The following is a 21,584-nucleotide window of genomic DNA, read 5'->3' as shown; positions in this document are numbered from 1 at the left end:
GAAGTACCCGGCCACGACGTCACTCCTCCATGAAGAGGCCCCCGCCACGGTCCAGGCGGAGGCACTCCTCAAAGATCGCGATGCGGCGTGGCCGGAACAACGCGCGATATCGCAAGAATCCCGGCGCGCGACTGAATGATCCAGCGCGTGCGCCCTCCCCGGGGCACCCCGCCACCGCCGAAGGACAAGGCCTCCGCGCCCACGGGCCGGACGAGGACGCCGTCGACCGGCACCGGTGCGCTGACCATGGCCGTACTCCTTGCGAGCGCCACCCGGACCGGCCGTTACCCTGACCACCGGCAGTAAGACACGAAGAAGGGGCGGACCCGGTGGCGGACATCGAAGAGGCACGCAAGACGTTCGAGCGATTCGACGCGGACGGCGACGGATTCATCACGGCGACGGAGTACAAGACGGCCATGGCGCAGATGGGGGACTGGAACGTCACCGAGTCGGTCGCCGAGGCCATCATCAAGTCCAAGGACACCAACGGCGACAAGCTGCTGTCCTTCGACGAGTTCTGGGCGAGCCTGAACAAGTAGCGTGTGCCGGCGCGCCGCACGGCCGCCCCCGCGCCCACGAAGGGGCCGCACCCGGAGTCCGGGGAGCGGCCCCTTCGCGTGCCCGGGCCGCAGGTATCGTTCGCTCCAGATCGTTGTCTTCGCGAAGCGTTGTGTTCGCGAAGTGTTGTCTTCGCGAACTCCGACGGAGGGAAGGCCATGACGTCGCCCCGACCGGCCCTGACGCGCCGCGGGTTACTGGGGGCGGCGGCGCTGGTGCCGTTGGCCGCCTGCTCGAAGGACTCGGAGTCCGACGCCCCGCCGCGCGGCTCGTCGTCGGCCCCGGACCCGACGGACTCCCCTTCCGTCCCCGCGGCCGACCGCCGTCGTCACCGCCGTCGATTCGCCGGCCTGGAGCGGAAGTTCGACGCCCGCCTCGGCGTCTACGCCCTCGACACCGGCACCGGCGCCACCCTCGCCCACCGGGCGGACGAGCGGTTCGCGTTCTGCTCGGCGTTCAAGGCCCTGGCCGCGGCCGCGGTCCTCGACGGCAACCCGCTGTCCCACCTCGACCAGCGGGTCACGTACAGCAGAGCCGATCTCATGAAGCACGCGCCGATCACCGCGCGCCACGTCGACACCGGCATGACGATCCGGCAGCTCTGCGACGCGGCCATCCGCTTCAGCGACGGCACCGCCGGGAACCTCCTGCTCCGCGACCTCGGCGGCCCCGACCGCCTCACCGCGTACGCCCGCGGCCTCGGCGACAAGGTCACGCGCATGGACCGGATCGAACCGGCGATCACCGAGGCCACCCCCGGCGACCCCCGCGACACCAGCTCGCCCCGGGCCTTCGGCGGCACGTACCGGAAGATCGTCCTCGGCGACGCGCTCGCGGCCCGGAAGCGCGCCTTCCTCCTCGACCTCCTGAAGCGCAACGCCACCGGCGCCGAGCGGATCAAGGCCGGACTGCCGCGCGGCTGGACCATCGCCGACAAGACCGGCACCGGCGACTACGGCACCCTCAACGACATCGCCGTCCTCTGGCCCCCGGAGTCCGCGCCGCCCGTCCTCCTCGCGATCATGACGAGCAAGGCGGCGCAGGACGCCCCGTACGACCAGGCGCTGCTCGCCGAAGCCGCCGAGTACGTGACGTCCGTGCTGCCCGGAAAAACCCCTCGGTAGGCTGGGCGGCACATCGTGAACCGGAACAAGGAGCCAGACGTGAGCGAGTCGGCGGCCATCGCCCTGCAGCAGGAGATCGCCCGGGAACTCCAGGTGGCCGAGGTCTTCGAGGCCGAGCGCGAGATCGAGCGCCGGGTCGCGTTCCTCGCCGAGCGGCTGACCGGCACCGGCCTGCGCTCCCTCGTGCTCGGCATCAGCGGCGGCGTCGACTCCACCACCACCGGACGGCTCTGCCAGCTCGCCGTCGAGCGGGCCCGCGCCGCCGGGCACGAGGCCCGCTTCCACGCCATGCGGCTGCCGTACGGCGTCCAGGCCGACGAGCACGACGCGCAGCTCGCGCTCTCCTTCATCCAGGCCGACGACGTGCTGACCGTCGACATCAAGCCCGCCAGCGACGCCGCCCTCGAAGCCTCCGTGGCCGCCGGTGTCGGCTTCCGCGACGCCCACCACCAGGACTTCGTGCACGGCAACATCAAGGCCCGGCAGCGCATGATCGCCCAGTACGCGGTCGCCGGGGCGCACGACGGCCTGGTCGTCGGCACCGACCACGCCGCCGAGGCGGTCTCCGGGTTCTTCACCAAGTTCGGCGACGGCGCCGCCGACCTGGTCCCGCTCACCGGTCTGACCAAGCGCCGGGTGCGTGCCGTCGCGGACGCCCTCGGCGCGCCCACCGAGCTGGTGTGGAAGACCCCCACGGCCGACCTGGAGACCCTCGACCCGGGCAAGGCCGACGAGGACGCGCTCGGCGTCACCTACGACGACGTCGACGACTTCCTGGAGGGCAAGCCGGTGGACGCGCGGGCCTTCGACACGATCGTCCGCCGCTACCGCCTCACCGACCACAAGCGACAGCTGCCCGTCGGGCCGTGACGGCCCGCCCCTACGCGGCCCGCCCCCTGCGGTACTGCCCCGGCGCCACCCCGGACTGCCGCTTGAACGCCTTGGCGAACGCGAACTCCGAGGCGTAACCGCTGCGTTCCGCGACCACGCGCAGCGGCGCTTCCTCCGTGCGCAGGAGGCGGCCCACCGTCGCCGCGAACCGGCGGGCGAACGGGGCCCGGGAAAGCCCGCCGAGCGCGCCGAGCTCCGCCACCGTCCACGGATGCGCGGGGTCGGCGTGCACGGCCCGCAGCGCCGCCGCCACCGCTGGGTCGGCGAGCGCCGCCGCCCAGCCCGTCGGATGCCCCGCGCCCTGCCGTTCGCCCAGCCACCAGGCCCGCAGGATGTACAGCAGCAGCGTGTCGAGCAGCGCCGACACGATGGTGTCCGAGCCCGGCTTCGGGTCGTCCAGCTCGGCGCCGAGCAGTTCCACGGCCGCGCGCAGCGAGCTGTGGGCGCCGACGCGGGCGGGCAGGTGGATCACCTCGGGCAGCTCGGCCAGGAGCGGGTGGGCGCGGGCGCGGTCGAGGCGGTAGGCGCCGCAGAGGAGCACCGCGGCGGGCGGCTCGCCCGTCGCGTCGTCCGGCAGCCGCTCGGGAGGTTGCGGCCAGGACCCGTCCGGGTTCAGCTCGAACCGGTCCACACGGAGAACGCCGCATACGTCCTCTACGGCTGGCTCGACGCCCGCCCCGCCACCGTCCCCATGACCTGGCCCGTAACCGTCCACGGCTACAACAACGCCATCGTCACCGACACCACCGACACCACCGACGCCACCGACGCCCGCCGCCGCGCCTCCGCCTACCTCAACTCGGGCCTACGGGACGGCACCCTGCGCCCCAAGATCGCCAGGAGCTTCGACGGCCTCGACCGGATGCCGGACGCCCACCGCCTCATGGAGACGAACACCCACGTCGGGAAGATCGTGGTGCGGCCGTAGCGATCGTACGGTCACCCCGGTGTCAATGCCGGGGTGACGCAAGGCCGTTCGGCTCGTTGATCGATACACGCGCAACTGTTCTGCAAGCGGGGACGACTGGGCGTGTGACCGGTCGTCCGACAGGTTTCCCCTGACAAAGGGGCTGTGCCGTGCTCCCTACTCACAGCTCCATCGAGGCAAGACCTCGGCCCCCGTCACGCGTCACCGCTCCGCACCGGGTGGCTACCGACCCTGTGCGTTCGATGGCTGTGACCGGACCGTCTCTGCCAGAGGGCTCTACACAGGACACTACGACCAGCAGAGTGCAGGGCGGCCTCTCGCGCCTTCACGGAGAAAGCGAGACAGCGCGTCCTGTCAGGCGATGCTCCAGCGCGGCGTCGTCGACTGTCTCGCATGCGGCGAGAGCAAGCCGGTCTCGGAGTACTCCCTCGTCAATCCGGGCGGTGCCCCGCGTCCGTACTGCAAGCCGTGCAACGCCGAACGAGTACGGCTCGCTCTCTATGGCGTGACGAGTGACTTCATCGATCTGCTGCTCCGCCGTCAGGGAGGGCGCCGCGCCATCTGCGGAGCTTCCGCAGAGGAGGTGAGGCGCTCACTGCACATTGACCACGATCACGCGTGCTGTCCCGGCCGGGGGTGCTGCGGAGCATACGTACGTGGCCTCGTGTGCTCGAACTGCAACGCCTGTGGTCTCGCCTGGTACGAAGCGCTCCCGCCCGAGCTACGCACCTTCGACTGCTCGACAGCTATCTCGCCAACCCGTCGGCCAAGCTGCTCCGGAAGGAGCAGCTTGCCCAAGGCGGCTAAGGAGTGGCCCAGTCCCGCATCGCGTCCTCGCTCGCGAAGTCCGCCACGTTCTTGTCCAGCGGCGTCGACGTGTACTGGTGGATGCGCCACTTCGCCTGGATACGGGGCTTGCCCGCGGTCACGTAGTCGGCGATCCATAGGCCGTCGCCCGCGTACGAAGTCGTGTCGCGGTTCAACCAAAAATCGCGGTTCGTGTACAACGTGGTCCGATGGTTCGGGCGCAGGCGCTTCACCTCGCGGATGAAACGGTCCTTCTCCGCGTTCGTGGCGGCCGTGTGGTCGCCCGTCCACTCCCAGTCGACGGCCAGGAAGTCCCCGGCCCTCTCGGGTGCCTTGCTCACGAAGTACTCGGCCTGGGCGGTGATGTTGCCCGGCCACAGGAAGTGGTAGAAGCCGACGACGCAGCCGCCGTCGCGGGCGAGTTTCGTCTGGGCGGTGAGGCGGGGGTTGATGTAGGAGCGGCCCTCCGTCGCCTTGATGATGACGAAGGAGAGTCCGTCGGTGGAGAAGGACGACTGGTGGGAGCTGACGTCGATGCCGCGCAGCATGTGGCCTCCAGCGGAGTGGGGGGAGTGGGCCCGGCGCCGGGGGGCCGTGGGGTGGCCGGGTCCGGCGCGTAAGGGGTGATCGGTGATCGGTTCAGGTCCGGCGTGTGAACGGTCAACGGTTGACTGTTACTTGACCGTTCCCCGTGAGGGGCGGGTTCCACCCTCGTACTGGCGTTCCTTGCCTCCGTACGTGTATGGAGTACGGACACGCGCGTCCGCCCTCCCCACTCACGGATACGGGACCCCACATGCCCCTGACCCGCCGCGCCTTCCTCACCGGCGCCACGGCCACCGCCGCCACCGCCCTTCTCACCGCCCCCGCGTCCGCCAGGAGCCGCACGCGTGCTCTCGGCGTGCAGAACTGGATGGCGGGCATCGACGCCTCAACTCCCCTGCAGCGCCTCACGATCCCCGGCACCCATGACTCCGGTGCCCGTTTCGGCGGCTGGTGGGTGGAGTGCCAGAACACCACGCTGGGGCAGCAACTGGGCTCCGGCATACGGTTCCTGGACATCCGGTGCCGGGCCTTCGAGGGGTCGTTCAGCATCCACCACGGCGCGTTCTACCAGAACCTGAACTTCGACGACGTGCTCGGCGCCTGCCGGGACTTCCTGCGCGGACAGCCCACGGAGACCGTGCTGATGCGGGTCAAGCAGGAGTACTCGCAGGAGAGCGACGCGACGTTCCGGGCGCTCTTCGACGACTACCTCGACCGGCGCGGCTGGCGCTCCCTGTTCCACATCGGGAACGCCTGGCCGCGCCTCGGCGAGGTGCGCGGGAAGGTCGTGCTGATCGCCGACAACGGCGGCCTGCCCGGCGGCATCCGCTGGGGCGACGGCGGCCTCTTCGACATCCAGGACGACTACAACGCCGTACCCGCCGCCAAGTTCCCCAAGGTCGAGGCCCACTTCCGGAAGGCCGCGGCCCAGCCCGGCAAGCAGTACATCAACTTCGTCAGCACGGCGGCCGCGATCCCGCCGCGCTGGAACGCCGACGACCTCAACCCGAAGACGCACTCCCTGCTCGACAGCGCGGAAGGGCGCGCCTGGCGCGGGCTCGGCATCGTCCCGATGGACTACCCGAACACCCGCGCCGGACTGGTGGAGTCACTGATCGCGCACAACTAGACCGCACCCGGACACCGGCAGGCGCGGCCGGGCTCAGCACTCGATGATGTTGACCGCGAGCCCGCCGCGCGCCGTCTCCTTGTACTTCACGCTCATGTCGGCGCCGGTCTCCTTCATGGTCTTGATGACCTTGTCGAGGGACACCTTGTGGCTGCCGTCGCCGCGCATCGCCATCTTCGCGGCGGTGACGGCCTTCACGGCCGCCATGCCGTTGCGCTCGATGCACGGGATCTGGACGAGCCCGCCGACCGGGTCGCAGGTCAGGCCGAGGTTGTGCTCCATGCCGATCTCGGCGGCGTTCTCGACCTGCTCCGGGGAGCCGCCGAGGACCTCGGCGAGGGCGCCCGCGGCCATCGAGCAGGCGGAGCCGACCTCGCCCTGGCAGCCGACCTCGGCGCCGGAGATGGAGGCGTTCTCCTTGAAGAGCATGCCGATGGCGCCCGCGGCGAGCAGGAAGCGGACGACGCCCTCATCCTTTTCCTCCTGGGAGGAGCCGCCAGGCACGAAGTTCATGTAGTAGTGCAGGACGGCGGGGATGATCCCGGCGGCGCCGTTCGTCGGGGCGGTGACCACGCGGCCGCCCGCGGCGTTCTCCTCGTTCACCGCCATCGCGTACAGCGTGATCCACTCCATCGCGCGGGCCCCCGGGTCGCCCTCGGCGCGCAGCTGCCGGGCCGAGTTAGCGGCGCGGCGGCGGACCTTCAGGCCGCCCGGCAGGATGCCCTCGCGGGACATGCCCCGGGACACGCAGGCCTGCATGACGCGCCAGATGTCGAGCAGGCCGGAGCGGATCTCGTCCTCGGTGCGCCAGGCCTTCTCGTTCTCCAGCATCAGGGCGGAGATGGACAGGCCGGTCTCGGAGGACAGGCGGAGCAGCTCGTCGCCGGTGCGGAACGGGTACTTCAGGACGGTGTCGTCCGGGACGATCGGGTTCTCCCCGGCCGCCCCCTCCTGGGAAAGCACGGTCTCGTCGACCACGAAGCCGCCGCCGACCGAGTAGTACGTCTTCTCCAGGACGAGCGCGCCGTCGGCGTCGTACGCGAAGACCGTCATGCCGTTGGCGTGGTACGGCAGGGCCTTGCGGCGGTGCAGGACCAGGTCGGCGTCGAAGTCGAAGGCGATGTCGTGCATGCCGAGGACGTTCAGACGGCCCGTGGACTTGATCTCCTCGACGCGGCCGTCCGCCGACTCCACGTTCACCGTGCGCGGCGACTCGCCCTCCAGGCCGAGCAGGACGGCCTTGGGGGTGCCGTGGCCGTGGCCGGTGGCGCCCAGGGAGCCGTACAGCTCCGCGCGTATCGAGGCGGTGTGGGCCAGCAGGCCCTCGTTCTTGAGGCGGCGGGCGAACATGCGCGCCGCGCGCATCGGGCCGACCGTGTGGGAGCTGGACGGGCCGATGCCGATCGAGAACAGGTCGAAGACCGAGATGGCCACGGTGGAACTCCAATGATGGGTGGTAGACGCCGTTGTCCGCCGGGTGGTGCGGGGGCAGCTTGCCGTGCCGGAGGGCACGTGGTGCGGGGCACCGTGCGCACTGTCCTCATGTCCAGTGTGCGCGGTGCCCCGGAAGTTCGTACTAACTAAAGCGTACGAAACTACTTCAGGCCGGGGTACAGCGGGTGCTTCGCGGCCAGAGCGGACACGCGGGCCGCCAGGGCCGCGGTGTCGAAGCCGGGCTTGAGGGCCTCGGCGATGATGTCCGCGACCTCGCGGAAGTCCTCGGCCTGGAAGCCGCGGGTGGCGAGGGCGGGGGTGCCGATCCGCAGGCCCGAGGTGACCATCGGGGGGCGCGGGTCGTTCGGGATGGCGTTGCGGTTGACCGTGATGCCGACCTCGTGGAGGCGGTCCTCGGCCTGCTGGCCGTCGAGCTCGCTGTCGCGCAGGTCGACCAGGACCAGGTGCACGTCCGTGCCACCGGACAGGACGTCCACGCCGACGGCCTTGACGTCGTCCTGCACCAGGCGCTCGGCCAGGATGCGGGCGCCGTCCAGGGTGCGCTGCTGACGCTCCTTGAACTCCGCCGAGGCCGCGACCTTGAAGGACACGGCCTTGGCCGCGATCACGTGCTCAAGGGGGCCGCCCTGGAAGCCGGGGAAGACCGCGGAGTTCAGCTTCTTCGCGAACTCCTTGCTGCGGGCCAGGATGACGCCGCCGCGCGGGCCGCCCAGGGTCTTGTGGGTCGTGGAGGTGACCACGTCCGCGAAGGGCACCGGGTTCGGGTGCAGCCCGGCGGCGACGAGACCGGCGAAGTGCGCCATGTCGACCCACAGCTTCGCGCCGACCTCGTCGGCGATCCGGCGGAACTCCGCGAAGTCGAGCTGGCGCGGGTAGGCGGACCAGCCCGCGATGATCACCTTCGGGTTGTTCTCCTTGGCCAGGCGCTCGACCTCGGCCATGTCGACCAGACCGGCCGCGTCGACGTGGTAGGCGACCACGTTGAACTGCTTGCCGGAGAAGTTCAGGCGCATGCCGTGGGTGAGGTGGCCGCCGTGCGCCAGGTCCAGGCCGAGGATCGTGTCGCCGGGCTGGGCGATCGCGAAGAGGGCGGCCTGGTTGGCGGAGGCGCCGGAGTGCGGCTGGACGTTGGCGTACTCGGCGCCGAACAGGTCCTTGACCCGGTCGATCGCGATCTGCTCGGCCACGTCGACGTGCTCACAGCCGCCGTAGTAGCGGCGGCCCGGGTAGCCCTCGGCGTACTTGTTGGTGAGGACCGTGCCCTGGGCCTCCATGACGGCGACCGGAGCGAAGTTCTCCGACGCGATCATCTCGAGGGTGGACTGCTGGCGGACGAGCTCGGCGTCGACGGCGGCGGCGACGTCCGGGTCGAGCTCGTGGAGAGGCGTGTTCATCTGCGACATCGGGGATCCTTAAACCTTGGCTCAGCCGGCGGTGAAGGCGTCGTACTCGGTGGCGGACATCAGGTCGTCCGGCTCACCCGAGATGCGCACCTTGAACAGCCAGCCACCCTCGAAGGGGGCCGAGTTCACCAGGGACGGGTCGTCCACGACGTCCTGGTTGGCCTCGGTGACCTCACCGGTCACCGGCGAGTACAGATCGCTGACCGACTTCGTCGACTCCAGCTCACCGCAGGACTCGCCCGCGGTCACCGTGTCGCCGACCGCCGGGAGCTGGGCGAAGACGACGTCACCGAGCGCGTTGGCCGCGAACTCGGTGATGCCGATCGTCGCCACACCGTCCTCGGTGGCCGACAGCCACTCGTGCTCCTTGCTGTAACGCAGCTGCTGGGGGTTGCTCATGGCCTGAATTCTCCTGTACGCGGGCGAGTGCTGATGAACGTGGGTCTTACGGACTGAGACGGGCGCGTGTCACCACGGGCGCCGACGGGACGCGGGAGGCGTCCTCCAGCGCGTGCGGACCTCGCCGCCGGACTACTTCTGGCGCTTGTAGAACGGCAGCGCGACGACCTCGTACGGCTCGTGCGTGCCGCGGATGTCCACGCCCACGCCCGCCGTGCCGGGGGCCGCGTGCGCCGCGTCGACGTACGCCATCGCGATCGGCTTGCCGAGCGTCGGGGACGGCGCGCCGGAGGTGACCTCGCCGACGATCTCGCCGCCGACCACCACGGGCATGCCCGCGCGAGGGACCCGGCGGCCCTCGGCGATCAGGCCGACCAGCTTGCGCGGGGGAGCGGTCTCGGCGCGCTCGGCGGCGGCCCGCAGCGCCTCGACGCCCACGAAGTCGTCCGCGTGCGTCGTCTTGTCAAACTTGACGACTCGCCCCAGACCGGCGTCGAACGGCGTGAGGGCCGTCGTCAGCTCGTTCCCGTACAGCGGCATGCCCGCCTCCAGGCGCAGCGTGTCCCGGCAGGACAGGCCGCAGGGGACCAGGCCCACCGGGGCACCGGCCTCGGTCAGCGCGCGCCACAGCTGCTCGGCGTGCTCGGGGGCCACGAACAGTTCGAAGCCGTCCTCGCCGGTGTAGCCCGTGCGGGCGATCAGGGCGGGGACGCCCGCGACGGTGCCGGGCAGGCCCGCGTAGTACTTCAGGCCGTCGAGGTCGGCGTCCGTGACCGCCTTCAGGATGCCGGGGGACTCCGGTCCCTGGACGGCGATCAGGGCGTAGGCGTCGCGGTCGTCGCGGACCACGGCGTCGAAGCCACCGGCCCGCTCGGTCAGCGCGTCGAGCACGACCTGGGCGTTCCCGGCGTTCGCCACGACCAGATACTTGGCCTGGGCGGCCTCCTGGTCCTGGAGCCGGTAGACGATCAGGTCGTCCAGGATGCCGCCGTCGGCCTGACAGATCATGGTGTAGCGGGCGCGGCCGACGCCGACGGAACCGATGTTGCCGACGAGCGCGTGGTTAAGGAGGTCGACGGCCGCGGGGCCGCTGACGGTGATCTCGCCCATGTGGGAGAGGTCGAAGAGACCGGCGCGGGTACGGACCGCGTTGTGCTCGTCGCGCTCACTGGCGTACCGCAGCGGCATGTCCCAGCCCGCGAAGTCGGTCATGGTCGCGCCCAGCGAACGATGCAGGGCATCGAGGGCGGTGTGGCGTGGGGTATTGCTCATGAGTACAGGCTCCCGGGGCATGACGGGCGAGGTCGATCCTCCCCATCTGTCATCGAACCTGAGAGGTTCACCACGACCCGTGCGTATGACGGGTCATGACTTGCACCTTGGGTGGAGCCGCCCCTGTGGCCGGTGTGGCCGGGGAGGGGCCCGCTTTTCAGATGTGCCTCGCCCGCGCGGTACGGGGCCTGAGAGATTCAAGGGAGGAACTTGCTCCTTCGGCGCCCCGGGACGACGTCCGCGTCAGAGTGCGGTACGCGTTTCCGGGAACTCTCCCGCGCGGATTCAAGCGGCCGGTATGGAGTTGGCGCGCACATCATTGCACGCGCCCCCGCTTCACGACAGCAGCAACCTGGGAATGTACTTGTGCGGCATTACCGTCTCTTTACACTCGACGGAGAAGTACTGGGGATGAGTGACGTGACCAGCATGGGGAGGCCGATCACGGTGCGCAGGAGCGGTGCTTATGCGACCACCACGGGTGTGGCGCTGCCCGGGAGCGAGGTGGTGCCGGCGCAGCCCGGCGCCCCGGCGCGCGAGAGCCTCGGGTACTTCCCGCGGCCCGTCGTGCGCGACCTCAGAGACCGGGCCCGGCGCGGCCCGCGCCGCCTGGTGTTCGCCGCGGGCGACATCGTGGTCGTCTCCGGGCTGCCCGGCAGCGGCAAGTCCACGCTGATGCGGCGCGCGGTGGCGGGCCCACGCGTGGACTCCCAGGACACCCGCGACCGCTGGGCGGCCCGCATGCCGCGGCTGCTCCCGTACGCCCTCTACCGCCCCCTGGTCCGCCTCGGACACTACGCGGGCCTGCGCCGGGTGCTGCGCTCCGGCAGCGGCGTCGTCGTCCACGACTGCGGTACGCAGCCGTGGGTGCGCCGCTGGCTGGGCCGCGCGGCTGCCCGGCGCGGCGCGACACTGCACCTGCTGCTGCTCGACGTGCCCGACGACGTCGCTCTCGACGGTCAGCGGGAGCGCGGCCGGGGGGTGTCGCGGTACGCCTTCGCGCGGCACCGCAGGACGGTCGGCCACCTGGTCCGCGCCGCCGAGCGGGGCGACCTGCCGCGGGGCTGCGGCTCGGCGGTGCTGCTCGACCGGGAGGCGGCGGGGGCGCTGCGGGAGATCGGGTTCGGGGGCTGAAGGGGCTGACGGGGCTGAAGGGGGCTGAGGGGGCTCAGGGGGCTGAGTAGGCGGGGGTGCGGGGCCGCCGGTTAGGGTCGGGCGCGCAGCACAGGAGCGCCGCGGAGCAGCGGGGCAGCAGAGCAGAGGCCGAGGACAGATGAACTATCCGGGGGAGTACCCGGGGGACACCCCCGGAGGCATTCCGGCACAGCCGCACCCGAACCAGCACCCGCAGGCGCAGCCGAACCAGCACCCGCAGGGATACCCGCCCCCGCAGGGTCACGCGCACCCGCAGGCGCAGCCCCATCCCCATCCTGACCCCCACCCGCACCCCCATCCGCACGGGGGATGGCCGGCCAACGAGCTGGAGGAGGTCCTGGCGGCGTCGCTCGGCGCGCCGCCGTCGGACGCGGTGGGCGCGCGCATCGTGGAGACGCTGGGCCGCGGCCGGGTGTGGATCCCGCTGCCGTCCGGAGGGGGCCCCGACAGCGGCACGCTGGACCTGCCCACGCTGGAGATCGACGGCCAGGCGTACGTCCCCGTCTTCACGTCGGAGCAGCAGTTCCAGCAGGTCACGGGCGGCCGGATGAGCTGGACGGTGGCGCCCGCGGTGGAGTTCGCACGCGGGCTCCAGCCGCAGCTCGGGATCGTCCTGAACCCCGAGGGCACCGTCGCCGTCCCGCTGCCGCCGCCCGCCGTGGCCGCGCTGTGCCAGGTGGGACGCACGGAGCTGGACGGCCCCACGACGGGCGGCCGGGTACGCCTGTTCGAGCCGGACTGGAAGGAGGACCCGGTCGACTTCCTGGGCGCCGCGTCGCGCGAGTTCCAGGCGACCGGGGTGGTCCTGACGGCGCGCCGCTGCCTGGCCAGCGTCGAGGGCGAGGACCCGACCCTGTTCGTCGGCGTCGAACTCTCCTCCTGGGAGGGCGACGCCCGCGAGGCCCCCATGCAGGCCCTGGCCCGGGCCCTCACCGCCTTCCCGCCCCCCTGGCCGGTCAACCTGGTCCTCCTGGACGCCGCCCAGGACCCGGTCTCCGACTGGCTCCGCGCCCACGTCCGCCCGTTCTACGCGTCCCACTGACCGGCACCCGCGATCCCGCCCGGCCCGACGGCAACACCCCCGGCCCTCCCGCCGGGGGCGACGGGAACGGGTCGGCGGCGGGGAGCCCGCCGCGCGGCGGCGGCAGGGGTTTCCGCGGCTCGGCCGACGCGGCCGGGCTGACGGGCGCGGGGTGCGTGAGGGCCGATCAAGGCCCCCATGCCAGAAGTAAGCTGGTTCCATTGACTCGGTCGGAGCACGGCCGTGCGGACAGGTCGAGCACGTCGGGCAAGTCGTGAAGGGGCGGTTACGGGTGAGTGCGTCGGGCACGGCCGCGGGCGACGGGGCCTCCCCTGTTCGAGCGCGCCCGCGAGCTTGGGGAAACGTCGAGCACATGCTGCGCCAGGTGGCGCCGGGGCGCTACGACGCGTACGAGGCGCTGCTCGGAGCCGTCGCCGACGGCCAGGTGTGGATGCTGCTCTGGCACGGCCAGTCGGGCTCCCCCGACGCGCAGTACGGCAACATGGAGGTCGACGGCCTCGGCTACGCCCCCTGCGTGACCTCCGCCCAGGAGCTCTCCGCCAGCGGCTGGAACCGCGGCTACGAGGTCCTCGGCGGCCTCGACGCGGCCCGCGCCCTCTACCCCGACCACTACGGCCTGTGGCTGAATCCGCATGCCCCGGGCGGCGGCGTCGGCATCCCCTGGCTGGACCTGCGGCGCATCGCCAGCGGCCTGGACCTCCAGCCCGCGGGACCCCTGCGCCTGACCGACCCGGCCATCGAGCTCCCGCAGTTCTACGCCCTGCTGAGCCAGAACGCCCACCGCACCCCCACGGTCCGCTCGCTGCGCCGCGCCTGGGTGCAACCCGCCCTCGGCGCTCCGTACCTGGCCATCGGCCTGGACGTGTACGACACCTCACCGGGCGCCGTCGACACGGTCCGCGCGATGATGCAGCAGTCCATCGGCGCCGTTCCCGAGGGCCTGCCGGTCTCCACGGTCGCGATGGCCGACCCGCACGACCCGGTGGCGATGTGGCTGCGCGCCAACGCCCGCCCGTTCTACGACCGCGACGCGCAGGCGGCCCCGGCCCCCGCCGCGGGCGGATACGGCTATCCCGCCCCGTACTGACCACATCACCGCAAACCCCACCGCACTGATCTGGACAGCGTCCGGATTTCGCCGCCCGGGAGCGAGCTGAGCAGCACTGACGCGGGCGATGTCCACTAATGGCACCTGAGTGACGGTATGGACTCCTGTGGCGCCTTGACCCTGAAGTGCCCCGCGTTCGCCCGGCGTTCAGCCTCGTCCGGATAACGGAACACCTCGATCAGCATCACGGTTGCGCATCCATTCCCCGACAAGTCTGGTAACAGATCACGACCCCGTTGAAGACTCCCGCTCCAAGGGGCCTTCGCCCCTGTGTACGACGGACGATCACGTCGCTACAGCGGCAAGTGCGGGCCGGTCACCGCCGGTTGAGAGGGGTCCCTGCCACGATGACGGCGCCATTGCATGACACACCTGCGGACGCGAAACCGACTGAGGATGTCGCTTCCGCAGCTGGTGCGGGGGTGAAGAAGGTCGAGGGGCGGTCGCTCAAGCAGATCGCCTGGAACCGACTGAAGCGGGACAAGGTCGCCCTGGCCGGCGGTATCACCGTGCTGGTCCTGGTCCTGGTCGCGGTCTTCGCGCCCCTGATCGTCAGCGTCCTCGGCCACCCGCCGAACGACTTCCACCAGGACAAGCTGGATCCGCTGACCAACCTGCCCACGGGCTCGCTGGGCGGCGTGAGCAGCGACTTCCTGTTCGGCGTCGAGCCCAACAAGGGCCGCGACGTGTTCAGCCGGATCGTCTACGGCGCGCGGATCTCGCTGCTCGTGGCGTTCCTGGCCGCCGTGGTCGCGGTGGTCCTGGGCACGCTCTTCGGCATCATCGCCGGTTACTTCGGCGGCTGGGTCGACGCGCTGATCAGCCGCGTGATGGACGTGCTGCTGTCCTTCCCGCAGCTGCTCTTCATCATCTCCCTGGTCTCCGTGCTCCCGGACGACCTGCTCGGCCTGCAGGGCACGAGCGTCCGGGTGGCGATCCTGATCCTGGTGATCGGCTTCTTCGGCTGGCCCTACGTCGGCCGGATCGTCCGCGGCCAGACGCTCAGCCTCCGTGAACGCGAGTACGTCGAGGCGGCCCGCAGCCTCGGCGGCGGCCGACGCCACATCCTCTTCAAGGAGCTGCTGCCCAACCTGGTCGCCCCCATCACCGTCTACGCGACGCTGATGATCCCGACCAACATCCTCACCGAGGCCGCCCTCAGCTTCCTGGGCGCCGGCGTCAAGCCGCCGACCGCCTCCTGGGGCGGGATGCTCCGCGACGCCCTGGAGACGTACGAGCACGATCCGATGTTCATGGTTTTCCCCGGCGTGACGATCTTCATCACGGTGCTCGCCTTCAACCTCTTCGGGGACGGTCTGCGCGACGCGCTCGACCCCAAGGGAACCCGCTAAAGCAGTCCCCAACTGACTTGCCCCTGCCGCAGTCAGGTGGCTCTTTCCATGGTTCTCAGGCAGCTCATGGCCAGGGACCGCGAATCTCGGAGGTTTGCGACAAATGCCCACAGTTTCCTCGAAACGACGGCTCACCGCTGGTGCGGCCCTCGTCGTCGCGGCGCTGGTGACCACCACCGCGTGCGGCGGCGGCGACGGTGACGGTGACGGCGACGGCAAGGGGGCCGGCTACAACGCGGCCCTGAACAAGGTCGCCAACCCGTCCAAGAAGGCCGGCGGCACCCTGCGCATGGTCGGAAAGCAGGACCTGGACTCGGCCGACCCGCAGCGTGCCTACTACGGCATGTCCTGGGACTTCATGCGCTTCTACACCCGTCAGCTGGTGTCGTACGACACCAAGGCGGGCAAGGCCGGCACCAAGCTGGTCCCGGACCTCGCCGAGGCCAACGGCAAGATCTCGGACGGCGGCAAGACCTACACGTACACGCTGCGCGACGGCGTCACCTGGGAGGACGGCTCGCCGCTGACCTCCAAGGACGTCAAGTACGGCATCGAGCGCATCTGGGCGACGGACACCATCACCGGTGGCCCGCAGTACCTGATGAAGGCGCTCGACCCCAAGGGCGAGTACAAGGGCCCCTACAAGGACTCGTCCAAGGACAAGCTCGGCCTGAAGGCGATCGAGACGCCCGACGACAAGACCATCATCTTCAAGCTGCCGAAGCCCAACGGTGACTTCGAGCAGTTCCTGGCCATGCCGTCCGGCTCGCCGGTGAAGGCGGCCAAGGACACCAAGGCCAAGTACACCCAGCGGCCGTTCTCCGCGGGCCCGTACAAGTTCTCGCAGTACAAGCCGGGCAAGAAGATCGTCCTGGTCCGCAACGACAAGTGGAAGAAGGCCTCGGACCCGATCCGCGCCGCCCTTCCCGACAAGGTCGACGTGACGATCTCCGCCAACCTGGAGGAGAACGACAAGCGCCTGATGGCCGGCGACTACGACGTCGACCTCAACGGCACCGGCATGACCCAGTCCGGCCGCGTCACCGCGATCCAGGACCACCGCGACAGCATCGACAACATGCACACGTCCTTCGTGCGCTACGTCGCGCTGATCCACACCGCGAAGCCGTTCGACAACGTGCACTGCCGCAAGGCCGTCTTCTACGGCACGGACTTCGCGGCCCTGCAGCAGACCCGCGGCGGCAAGCTCGCGGCCGGTGACATCGCCAACAGCACCTTCCCGAAGGCGATCCCGGGCTACAGCGACTACGACCCGTACGGCCTGCTCAAGCGTGAGGGCAAGCCGGACCCGGCCAAGGCCAAGGACGAGCTGAAGAAGTGCGGCAAGCCTGACGGCTTCAGCGCCAAGATCACCGCCCGTAACAACAACCCGGGCGAGGAGGACACCGCCGAGGCGCTGCAGGCGCAGCTGAAGAAGGTCAACATCAACCTCTCCGTCGAGACCCTCGACGGTGCGGACTCCTCCAGCATCACCGGTTCGCCGTCCGTGGTGAAGAAGCGCGGCTACAGCATGCAGATGAGCGGCTGGGGCCCGGACTTCCCCTCCGGCCAGGGCTACGCGCAGCCGCTGTTCGACAGCCGCTTCCTCGCCGAGACCGGTAACTACAACGAGTCCCAGATCAAGGACAAGAAGATCGACGGGCTCTTCGACCAGGCGATCGCCGAGACCGACCCGGTCAAGGCCGGTGAGATCTACAAGAAGCTCGACAAGCGGATCCTCGACCAGGCCGACTGGATGCCCTTCCTGTACGAGAAGAACATCACCTGGCGCGGTCCGCGGCTGACGAACGCGTACATGTCCGACGCGTTCAACGGCCGGTACGACTACGTCTCGCTCGGCATCAACGAGAAGAAGTAACACCGCGTGCCGCCGCGGCGGGTGAAATCCCGCCGCGGCGACCGCTCTTGACCGACCGTCACGCCACCGCCGCATCCCGCCAGTCCGAAGGGCAGGTGATGGCCCCGGGCGGTGACCGGAGCCCCTCACGAGGGGGTACCGGGCCACCGCCGGGCCGCGCACAGTGCTTGCTTATCTCATCCGGCGCCTGATCGCCGTAATCATCATGGTGCTGGTCGTACTGCTCGCGACCTTCACCGTCTTCTTCATGCTGCCCAAGTGGGCGGGACAGGACATCGCCGTCCTCTTCGCCGGCAAGGCGTCCGGAGCCGAGCAGCTCGAAGGCATCCGGACCAAACTGGGCCTCGACGACCCGCTGCTCGTGCAGTTCTGGGACTTCGTCAAGGGCATCCCGATGGGCCGCGACTACGCCAACGGCAGTGACGTCACCCACTGCCCGGCGCCGTGCTTCGGCTACTCCTTCCGTACCGAGGCCCCCGTCTGGGAGACCCTCAAGGACGCCCTGCCCGTCACCGCCGCGCTCGCCGCCGGTGCCTGTGTGCTGTGGCTCGGCGCCGGTGTCCTCACCGGTGTGATCTCCGCGCTCAAGCGGGGCACCATCTGGGACCGTGCCGCGATGACCACCGCCCTCGGCGGCGTCTCGCTCCCCGTCTTCTTCACCGGCATGATCGCGATGGGTGTCTTCGTCCACAACCTGGGCTGGGTGAAGATCGCCGACAGCCTCAGTACCGACGACTCCATCGACGTCTGGTTCGAGACACTGATCCTGCCCTGGGTCGTGCTCGCCTTCCTGAACGCCGCGATGTACGCCCGCCTCACCCGCGCCACCATGCTGGAAGTGCTGGGCGAGGACTACATCCGCACCGCGCGCGCCAAGGGCCTCGGCGAAGCCGTCGTGATCCGCAGACACGCGCTGCGCTCCGCGATGACGCCGATCCTCACCGTCTTCGGACTCGACCTCGGCGTGCTCATGGGCGGCGCCGTGCTCACCGAGTCCACCTTCAACCTTCCGGGCCTCGGCCTGGAAGCGGTCAGGGCCATCAGCAGCAAGGACCTGCCCGTGATCCTCGGCGTCACCCTGTGTGCGGCCCTCGCGATCGCCGTGGCCAACCTCGTCGTCGACCTTCTGTACGCCGTCATCGACCCGCGAGTGAGGCTGGGATGACCGAACTGTCCAAGAGCGGAGCGGCGCCCGAGGGCGGCGCGCAGGCCACGGTGTCGAAGACCGGCACGGCCGTCGGCGAAGTCGTCTCCGGCTCGCCCGCTCCCTCCGCCTTCCTTGAGGTGCGCGACCTCAAGGTGCACTTCCCGACCGACGACGGCCTGGTCAAGTCCGTCGACGGGCTCAGCTTCAGCCTGGAGAAGGGCCGCACCCTCGGCATCGTCGGCGAGTCCGGTTCCGGCAAGTCGGTCACCTCGCTCGGCATCCTCGGCCTGCACACCGCCGGGCAGTACGGCCGCCGCAAGGCGCAGCTCTCCGGCGAGATCTGGCTGAACGGCACCGAGCTGCTCAGCGCCCCCGCGGACGAGGTGCGCAAGCTCCGCGGCCGCGAGATGGCGATGATCTTCCAGGACCCGCTGTCGGCGCTGCACCCGTACTACTCGATCGGCAAGCAGATCATCGAGGCGTACCGGGTCCACAACAACGTCGACAAGAAGGCGGCGCGCAAGCACGCCATCGACATGCTCGACCGGGTCGGCATCCCGCAGCCCGACAAGCGCGTCGACTCCTACCCGCACGAGTTCTCCGGCGGCATGCGGCAGCGTGCGATGATCGCCATGGCGCTCGTCAACAACCCCGAGCTCCTGATCGCCGACGAGCCGACCACGGCCCTCGACGTGACGGTGCAGGCGCAGATCCTGGACCTGATCCGGGACCTGCAGAAGGAGTTCGGCTCCGCGGTCATCATGATCACCCACGACCTGGGCGTGGTGGCGGAGATGGCCGACGAGCTGCTCGTGATGTACGGCGGCCGGTGCGTCGAGCGCGGCTCCGCGCAGCAGGTCTTCTACGAGCCCCAGCACCCCTACACCTGGGGCCTGCTCGGCTCGATGCCGCGCATCGACCGCGAGGAGACCGAGCGCCTCGTGCCGGTCAAGGGCTCCCCGCCCAGCCTCATCAACCTGCCGAGCGGCTGCGCCTTCAACCCGCGCTGCCCGTACGCCGACGTGCCCAAGGACCAGATCACGCGCACCGAGCGCCCCGAGCTGAGCCTCGTCGGCTCCGGGCACTACTCGGCCTGCCACATGTCGCGCGAGGAGCGCACCCGGATCTGGACCGAAGAGATTGCGCCGAAGCTGTGAAGGACCAGGACATGACCATCCCCGCGCAGGCGAAACCCGCCCCGGACTCCGAGCGGGACGTGCTCCTCAAGGTCGACGGCCTGGTGAAGCACTTCCCCATCAAGAAGGGGCTCCTCCAGCGTCAGGTCGCGGCCGTCCAGGCCGTCGACGGGATCAGCTTCGACGTGCGCTCCGGTGAGACCCTCGGCGTCGTCGGCGAGTCCGGCTGCGGCAAGTCGACCATGGGCCGGCTCATCACCCGGCTGCTTGAACCGACCAGCGGGCGGGTGGAGTTCGAGGGTACGGACATCACGCACCTGGGCACGGCGAAGATGCGGCCGCTGCGCCGCGACGTCCAGATGATCTTCCAGGACCCGTACTCGTCGCTGAACCCCCGGCACACCATCGGCACGATCGTCGGGGCACCCTTCAAGCTGCAGGGCGTGAACCCCGAGGGCGGCATCAAGAAGACCGTCCAGGGGATGCTGGAGCGGGTCGGCCTCAGCCCCGAGCACTACAACCGCTACCCGCACGAGTTCTCCGGCGGTCAGCGGCAGCGCATCGGCATCGCCCGGGCGCTCGCCCTGCAGCCCAAGCTGGTCGTGGCGGACGAGCCGGTCTCGGCCCTGGACGTCTCCATCCAGGCCCAGGTGGTCAACCTCCTGGACGACCTGCAGGACGAGCTCGGGCTCACCTACGTGATCATCGCGCACGACCTGTCGGTCATCCGGCACGTGTCCGACCGCATCGCGGTCATGTACCTCGGCAAGATCGTCGAACTCGCGGACCGCAAGGACTTGTACACCAAGCCCATGCACCCGTACACCAAGGCGCTCCTGTCCGCGGTGCCCGTGCCCGACCCCAAGCGGCGCGGGGTCAAGAGCGAGCGCATCCTGCTGCGCGGCGACGTGCCCTCGCCGATCGACCCGCCCAGCGGGTGCCGCTTCCACACGCGGTGCTGGAAGGCCACGGAGATCTGCGCGGTCAAGGAGCCGCCGTTCATCGCCCTCGAAACGGCGCACCAGGTGGCCTGCCACCACCCGGAGAACGCGCCCGACCAGGCGCCGGAGGACACGAAGCTGCTCTCCGTGGCGCGAGACGCCATCGAGGTCGTGACCGTGGCGACGGCGGCGGACACCGCTGACGCGGAAGCCGCTGGCGTGGAAGCCGCTGGCGCCGAGGGTGCGGGTGCGGAGAAGTCCGCGCCTGCGAAGGAGTCTGCGCCTGCGGCGGAGAAGTCCGCGCCTGCGAAGGAGTCTGCGCCTGCGGCGGAGAAGTCCGCGCCTGCGAAGGAGTCTGCGCCCGCGGCGAAGAAGTCCGCTGCCGTGGCGGAGGAGAAGCAGGAGCCCGCGGCCGGGACGACCGACGTCACCAAGGACTGACCTCGGGCCGATCGGCCTTCGGCCTCGTCCGCAAACGCCGGACGGGCTGAATGCTCCCGCCCGTCCGCTCCCTTTCCGGGACGGACGGGCGGGGAACAGCCCGTCCGGCGCTTGCGGACGCGCTCGGCGGAGCCGGCGAGCGAGGGTGCGCCCGGGGCGAGGGACAATGCGGCGTGCTTCAGGAACTGTTCAGTCCGGGGGTCCAGCACGCACTGGACATCGTCGGCATCTTCGTCTTCGCGATCTCGGGCGCCCTCCTCGCCGTACGCAAGAACTTCGACGTCTTCGGCATCGCCGTACTCGCCGAGGTCACGGCCCTCGGCGGCGGCCTGTTCCGGGACCTGGTGATCGGCGCGGTCCCCCCGGCGGCCTTCACGGACCTCGGCTACTTCCTCACCCCGCTGCTCGCCGCCCTCCTCGTCTTCTTCCTGCACCCGCAGGTCGAGCGCACCCAGTTCGCGGTGAACGTCTTCGACGCGGCGGGCCTCGGCCTGTTCTGCGTCACGGGCACCACGAAGGCGTACGACTACGGGCTCGGCCTGACCGCGTCGGCGACGCTGGGCCTGGCCACGGCGGTCGGCGGCGGCGTGCTGCGCGACATCATCGCGAACGAGGTCCCGTCGCTGGTCCGCTGGGACCGTGACCTGTACGCGGTCCCCGCCATCGTGGGCGCCACCATCGTCGCCCTGTCGATCCGCTTCGAGGTGCTGAACGGCATCACGACGGCGCTGGCCATCGTCACGGCGTTCGTGCTGCGGCTGCTCGCGATGCACTACCACTGGCGGGCGCCGCGCGCGTGGAACCGCCGTTCCTCGGCGACGGAGGAACCAGAAAAAGCTACCGCTTAGTAGTTTCGTGTTGTACGTTG

20 protein-coding genes, 2 pseudogenes and 2 riboswitches are annotated in these 21,584 nt (G+C 70.3%); of the genes and pseudogenes, 15 read left to right on the top strand and 7 right to left on the bottom strand.

Features of this window, described 5'->3' with window-relative positions:
• Positions 1-68: 68 nt before the first annotated feature.
• Positions 69-248: a hypothetical protein gene (locus IE274_RS04210; RefSeq protein WP_190114212.1), complete on the bottom strand. Its 180-nt coding sequence runs from the start codon at positions 246-248 to the stop codon at positions 69-71.
• 81 nt (positions 249-329) lie between these two features.
• Between IE274_RS04210 and IE274_RS04205 the strand changes: the two genes are divergently transcribed.
• The 3 genes from IE274_RS04205 (at position 330) to nadE (ending at position 2,555) form a co-directional block, all read left to right on the top strand.
• Entirely contained in the window at positions 330-542 is a 213-nt protein-coding gene (locus IE274_RS04205) for an EF-hand domain-containing protein (RefSeq protein ID WP_190114211.1), read from the top strand.
• Positions 543-719: 177 nt separating this feature from the next.
• Entirely contained in the window at positions 720-1,685 is a 966-nt protein-coding gene (gene bla / locus IE274_RS04200) for a class A beta-lactamase (protein ID WP_190114210.1), read from the top strand.
• 39 nt (positions 1,686-1,724) lie between these two features.
• Positions 1,725-2,555 (top strand): NAD(+) synthase, encoded by an 831-nt coding sequence (gene nadE, locus IE274_RS04195; RefSeq protein ID WP_307821960.1) that lies wholly within the window; start codon positions 1,725-1,727, stop codon positions 2,553-2,555.
• A gap of 10 nt (positions 2,556-2,565) precedes the next feature.
• Here nadE and IE274_RS04190 read toward each other — a convergent pair.
• Positions 2,566-3,312 (bottom strand): annotated as a pseudogene (locus IE274_RS04190) (AraC family transcriptional regulator); the annotation flags it as partial.
• Between IE274_RS04190 and IE274_RS04185 the strand changes: the two are divergent.
• Positions 3,268-3,504 (top strand): zinc-binding dehydrogenase, encoded by a 237-nt coding sequence (locus tag IE274_RS04185; RefSeq protein ID WP_229909202.1) that lies wholly within the window; start codon positions 3,268-3,270, stop codon positions 3,502-3,504. The pseudogene IE274_RS04190 and the gene IE274_RS04185 overlap by 45 nt on opposite strands.
• A gap of 361 nt (positions 3,505-3,865) precedes the next feature.
• Positions 3,866-4,180 (top strand): annotated as a pseudogene (locus IE274_RS40300) (endonuclease domain-containing protein); the annotation flags it as partial.
• A 127-nt stretch (positions 4,181-4,307) separates the two neighbouring features.
• On the opposite strand, the gene IE274_RS04175 reads toward IE274_RS40300, so the two are convergent.
• Positions 4,308-4,859 (bottom strand): glycoside hydrolase family 25 protein, encoded by a 552-nt coding sequence (locus tag IE274_RS04175; RefSeq protein ID WP_190114208.1) that lies wholly within the window; start codon positions 4,857-4,859, stop codon positions 4,308-4,310.
• Between the two features lie 248 nt (positions 4,860-5,107).
• Between IE274_RS04175 and IE274_RS04170 the strand changes: the two genes are divergently transcribed.
• Positions 5,108-5,986, top strand: a complete 879-nt coding sequence (locus IE274_RS04170; protein ID WP_190114207.1) for a phosphatidylinositol-specific phospholipase C — start codon at positions 5,108-5,110, stop codon at positions 5,984-5,986.
• A gap of 33 nt (positions 5,987-6,019) precedes the next feature.
• On the opposite strand, the gene IE274_RS04165 is transcribed toward IE274_RS04170, so the two are convergent.
• From IE274_RS04165 to gcvT, 4 genes are all read right to left on the bottom strand, one after another.
• Positions 6,020-7,420 (bottom strand): L-serine ammonia-lyase, encoded by a 1,401-nt coding sequence (locus tag IE274_RS04165; RefSeq protein WP_190114206.1) that lies wholly within the window; start codon positions 7,418-7,420, stop codon positions 6,020-6,022.
• A gap of 161 nt (positions 7,421-7,581) precedes the next feature.
• Entirely contained in the window at positions 7,582-8,844 is a 1,263-nt protein-coding gene (gene glyA / locus IE274_RS04160; protein WP_269821282.1) for a serine hydroxymethyltransferase, read from the bottom strand.
• A gap of 21 nt (positions 8,845-8,865) precedes the next feature.
• The gene (gene gcvH / locus IE274_RS04155) at positions 8,866-9,243 is read right to left on the bottom strand and encodes a glycine cleavage system protein GcvH (protein WP_190114204.1); all 378 of its coding nucleotides are present in this window, start codon (positions 9,241-9,243) and stop codon (positions 8,866-8,868) included.
• Between the two features lie 132 nt (positions 9,244-9,375).
• Positions 9,376-10,515 (bottom strand): glycine cleavage system aminomethyltransferase GcvT, encoded by a 1,140-nt coding sequence (gene gcvT / locus IE274_RS04150; RefSeq protein WP_190114203.1) that lies wholly within the window; start codon positions 10,513-10,515, stop codon positions 9,376-9,378.
• 36 nt (positions 10,516-10,551) lie between these two features.
• A riboswitch (glycine riboswitch) is annotated at positions 10,552-10,682 on the bottom strand.
• A riboswitch (glycine riboswitch) is annotated at positions 10,683-10,803 on the bottom strand. It abuts the riboswitch before it with no gap.
• Between the two features lie 123 nt (positions 10,804-10,926).
• On the opposite strand from gcvT, the gene IE274_RS04145 reads away from it, so the two are divergent.
• From IE274_RS04145 to IE274_RS04105, 9 genes are all read left to right on the top strand, one after another.
• Positions 10,927-11,649 (top strand): AAA family ATPase, encoded by a 723-nt coding sequence (locus IE274_RS04145; RefSeq protein ID WP_229909200.1) that lies wholly within the window; start codon positions 10,927-10,929, stop codon positions 11,647-11,649.
• A 139-nt stretch (positions 11,650-11,788) separates the two neighbouring features.
• A complete protein-coding gene (locus IE274_RS04140) occupies positions 11,789-12,712 on the top strand; it encodes an enhanced serine sensitivity protein SseB (RefSeq protein WP_190114202.1) in 924 nt (307 codons plus the stop codon).
• A gap of 271 nt (positions 12,713-12,983) precedes the next feature.
• Positions 12,984-13,799, top strand: a complete 816-nt coding sequence (locus IE274_RS04135; protein ID WP_372446978.1) for an enhanced serine sensitivity protein SseB C-terminal domain-containing protein — start codon at positions 12,984-12,986, stop codon at positions 13,797-13,799.
• A gap of 368 nt (positions 13,800-14,167) precedes the next feature.
• Positions 14,168-15,172 carry an ABC transporter permease gene (locus IE274_RS04130; protein WP_190114200.1) on the top strand — a complete coding sequence of 335 codons (1,005 nt, stop codon included), beginning with the start codon at positions 14,168-14,170 and terminating at the stop codon, positions 15,170-15,172.
• A 103-nt stretch (positions 15,173-15,275) separates the two neighbouring features.
• Complete coding sequence (locus IE274_RS04125) at positions 15,276-17,051, top strand: ABC transporter substrate-binding protein (protein ID WP_190114199.1); 1,776 nt, start codon at positions 15,276-15,278, stop codon at positions 17,049-17,051.
• A 163-nt stretch (positions 17,052-17,214) separates the two neighbouring features.
• On the top strand, positions 17,215-18,216 hold the full coding sequence (locus tag IE274_RS04120; RefSeq protein ID WP_190114198.1) for an ABC transporter permease: 1,002 nt from the start codon (positions 17,215-17,217) through the stop codon (positions 18,214-18,216).
• On the top strand, positions 18,213-19,355 hold the full coding sequence (locus IE274_RS04115; RefSeq protein WP_229909198.1) for an ABC transporter ATP-binding protein: 1,143 nt from the start codon (positions 18,213-18,215) through the stop codon (positions 19,353-19,355). Before IE274_RS04120 ends, IE274_RS04115 begins: the two co-directional genes overlap by 4 nt.
• Positions 19,356-19,366: 11 nt before the next feature.
• Positions 19,367-20,716, top strand: coding sequence for an ABC transporter ATP-binding protein (locus IE274_RS04110; RefSeq protein ID WP_190114197.1), 1,350 nt, complete (start codon positions 19,367-19,369; stop codon positions 20,714-20,716).
• Between the two features lie 173 nt (positions 20,717-20,889).
• Positions 20,890-21,564 carry a trimeric intracellular cation channel family protein gene (locus IE274_RS04105; protein WP_190114196.1) on the top strand — a complete coding sequence of 225 codons (675 nt, stop codon included), beginning with the start codon at positions 20,890-20,892 and terminating at the stop codon, positions 21,562-21,564.
• The last annotated feature ends 20 nt before the right edge of the window (positions 21,565-21,584 follow it).

This window comes from Streptomyces flavofungini (assembly GCF_014650815.1).
GTDB lineage: Bacteria > Actinomycetota > Actinomycetes > Streptomycetales > Streptomycetaceae > Streptomyces > Streptomyces flavofungini.
This window is presented reverse-complemented; position numbering and strand designations above follow the sequence as displayed.

Bases quoted from the DNA above. Each gene is read 5' to 3' on its own strand.
- IE274_RS04140 (WP_190114202.1), top strand. From the start codon at position 11,789: ATGAACTATCCGGGGGAGTACCCGGGGGACACCCCCGGAGGCATTCCG.
- gcvT (WP_190114203.1), bottom strand. From the start codon at position 10,515: ATGAGCAATACCCCACGCCACACCGCCCTCGATGCCCTGCATCGTTCG.
- gcvH (WP_190114204.1), bottom strand. From the start codon at position 9,243: ATGAGCAACCCCCAGCAGCTGCGTTACAGCAAGGAGCACGAGTGGCTG.
- IE274_RS04170 (WP_190114207.1), top strand. From the start codon at position 5,108: ATGCCCCTGACCCGCCGCGCCTTCCTCACCGGCGCCACGGCCACCGCC.
- glyA (WP_269821282.1), bottom strand. From the start codon at position 8,844: ATGTCGCAGATGAACACGCCTCTCCACGAGCTCGACCCGGACGTCGCC.
- IE274_RS04130 (WP_190114200.1), top strand. From the start codon at position 14,168: ATGACGGCGCCATTGCATGACACACCTGCGGACGCGAAACCGACTGAG.
- IE274_RS04185 (WP_229909202.1), top strand. From the start codon at position 3,268: ATGACCTGGCCCGTAACCGTCCACGGCTACAACAACGCCATCGTCACC.
- IE274_RS04210 (WP_190114212.1), bottom strand. From the start codon at position 248: ATGGTCAGCGCACCGGTGCCGGTCGACGGCGTCCTCGTCCGGCCCGTG.
- IE274_RS04125 (WP_190114199.1), top strand. From the start codon at position 15,276: ATGCCCACAGTTTCCTCGAAACGACGGCTCACCGCTGGTGCGGCCCTC.
- IE274_RS04110 (WP_190114197.1), top strand. From the start codon at position 19,367: ATGACCATCCCCGCGCAGGCGAAACCCGCCCCGGACTCCGAGCGGGAC.
- IE274_RS04115 (WP_229909198.1), top strand. From the start codon at position 18,213: ATGACCGAACTGTCCAAGAGCGGAGCGGCGCCCGAGGGCGGCGCGCAG.
- IE274_RS04175 (WP_190114208.1), bottom strand. From the start codon at position 4,859: ATGCTGCGCGGCATCGACGTCAGCTCCCACCAGTCGTCCTTCTCCACC.
- bla (WP_190114210.1), top strand. From the start codon at position 720: ATGACGTCGCCCCGACCGGCCCTGACGCGCCGCGGGTTACTGGGGGCG.
- IE274_RS04145 (WP_229909200.1), top strand. From the start codon at position 10,927: ATGAGTGACGTGACCAGCATGGGGAGGCCGATCACGGTGCGCAGGAGC.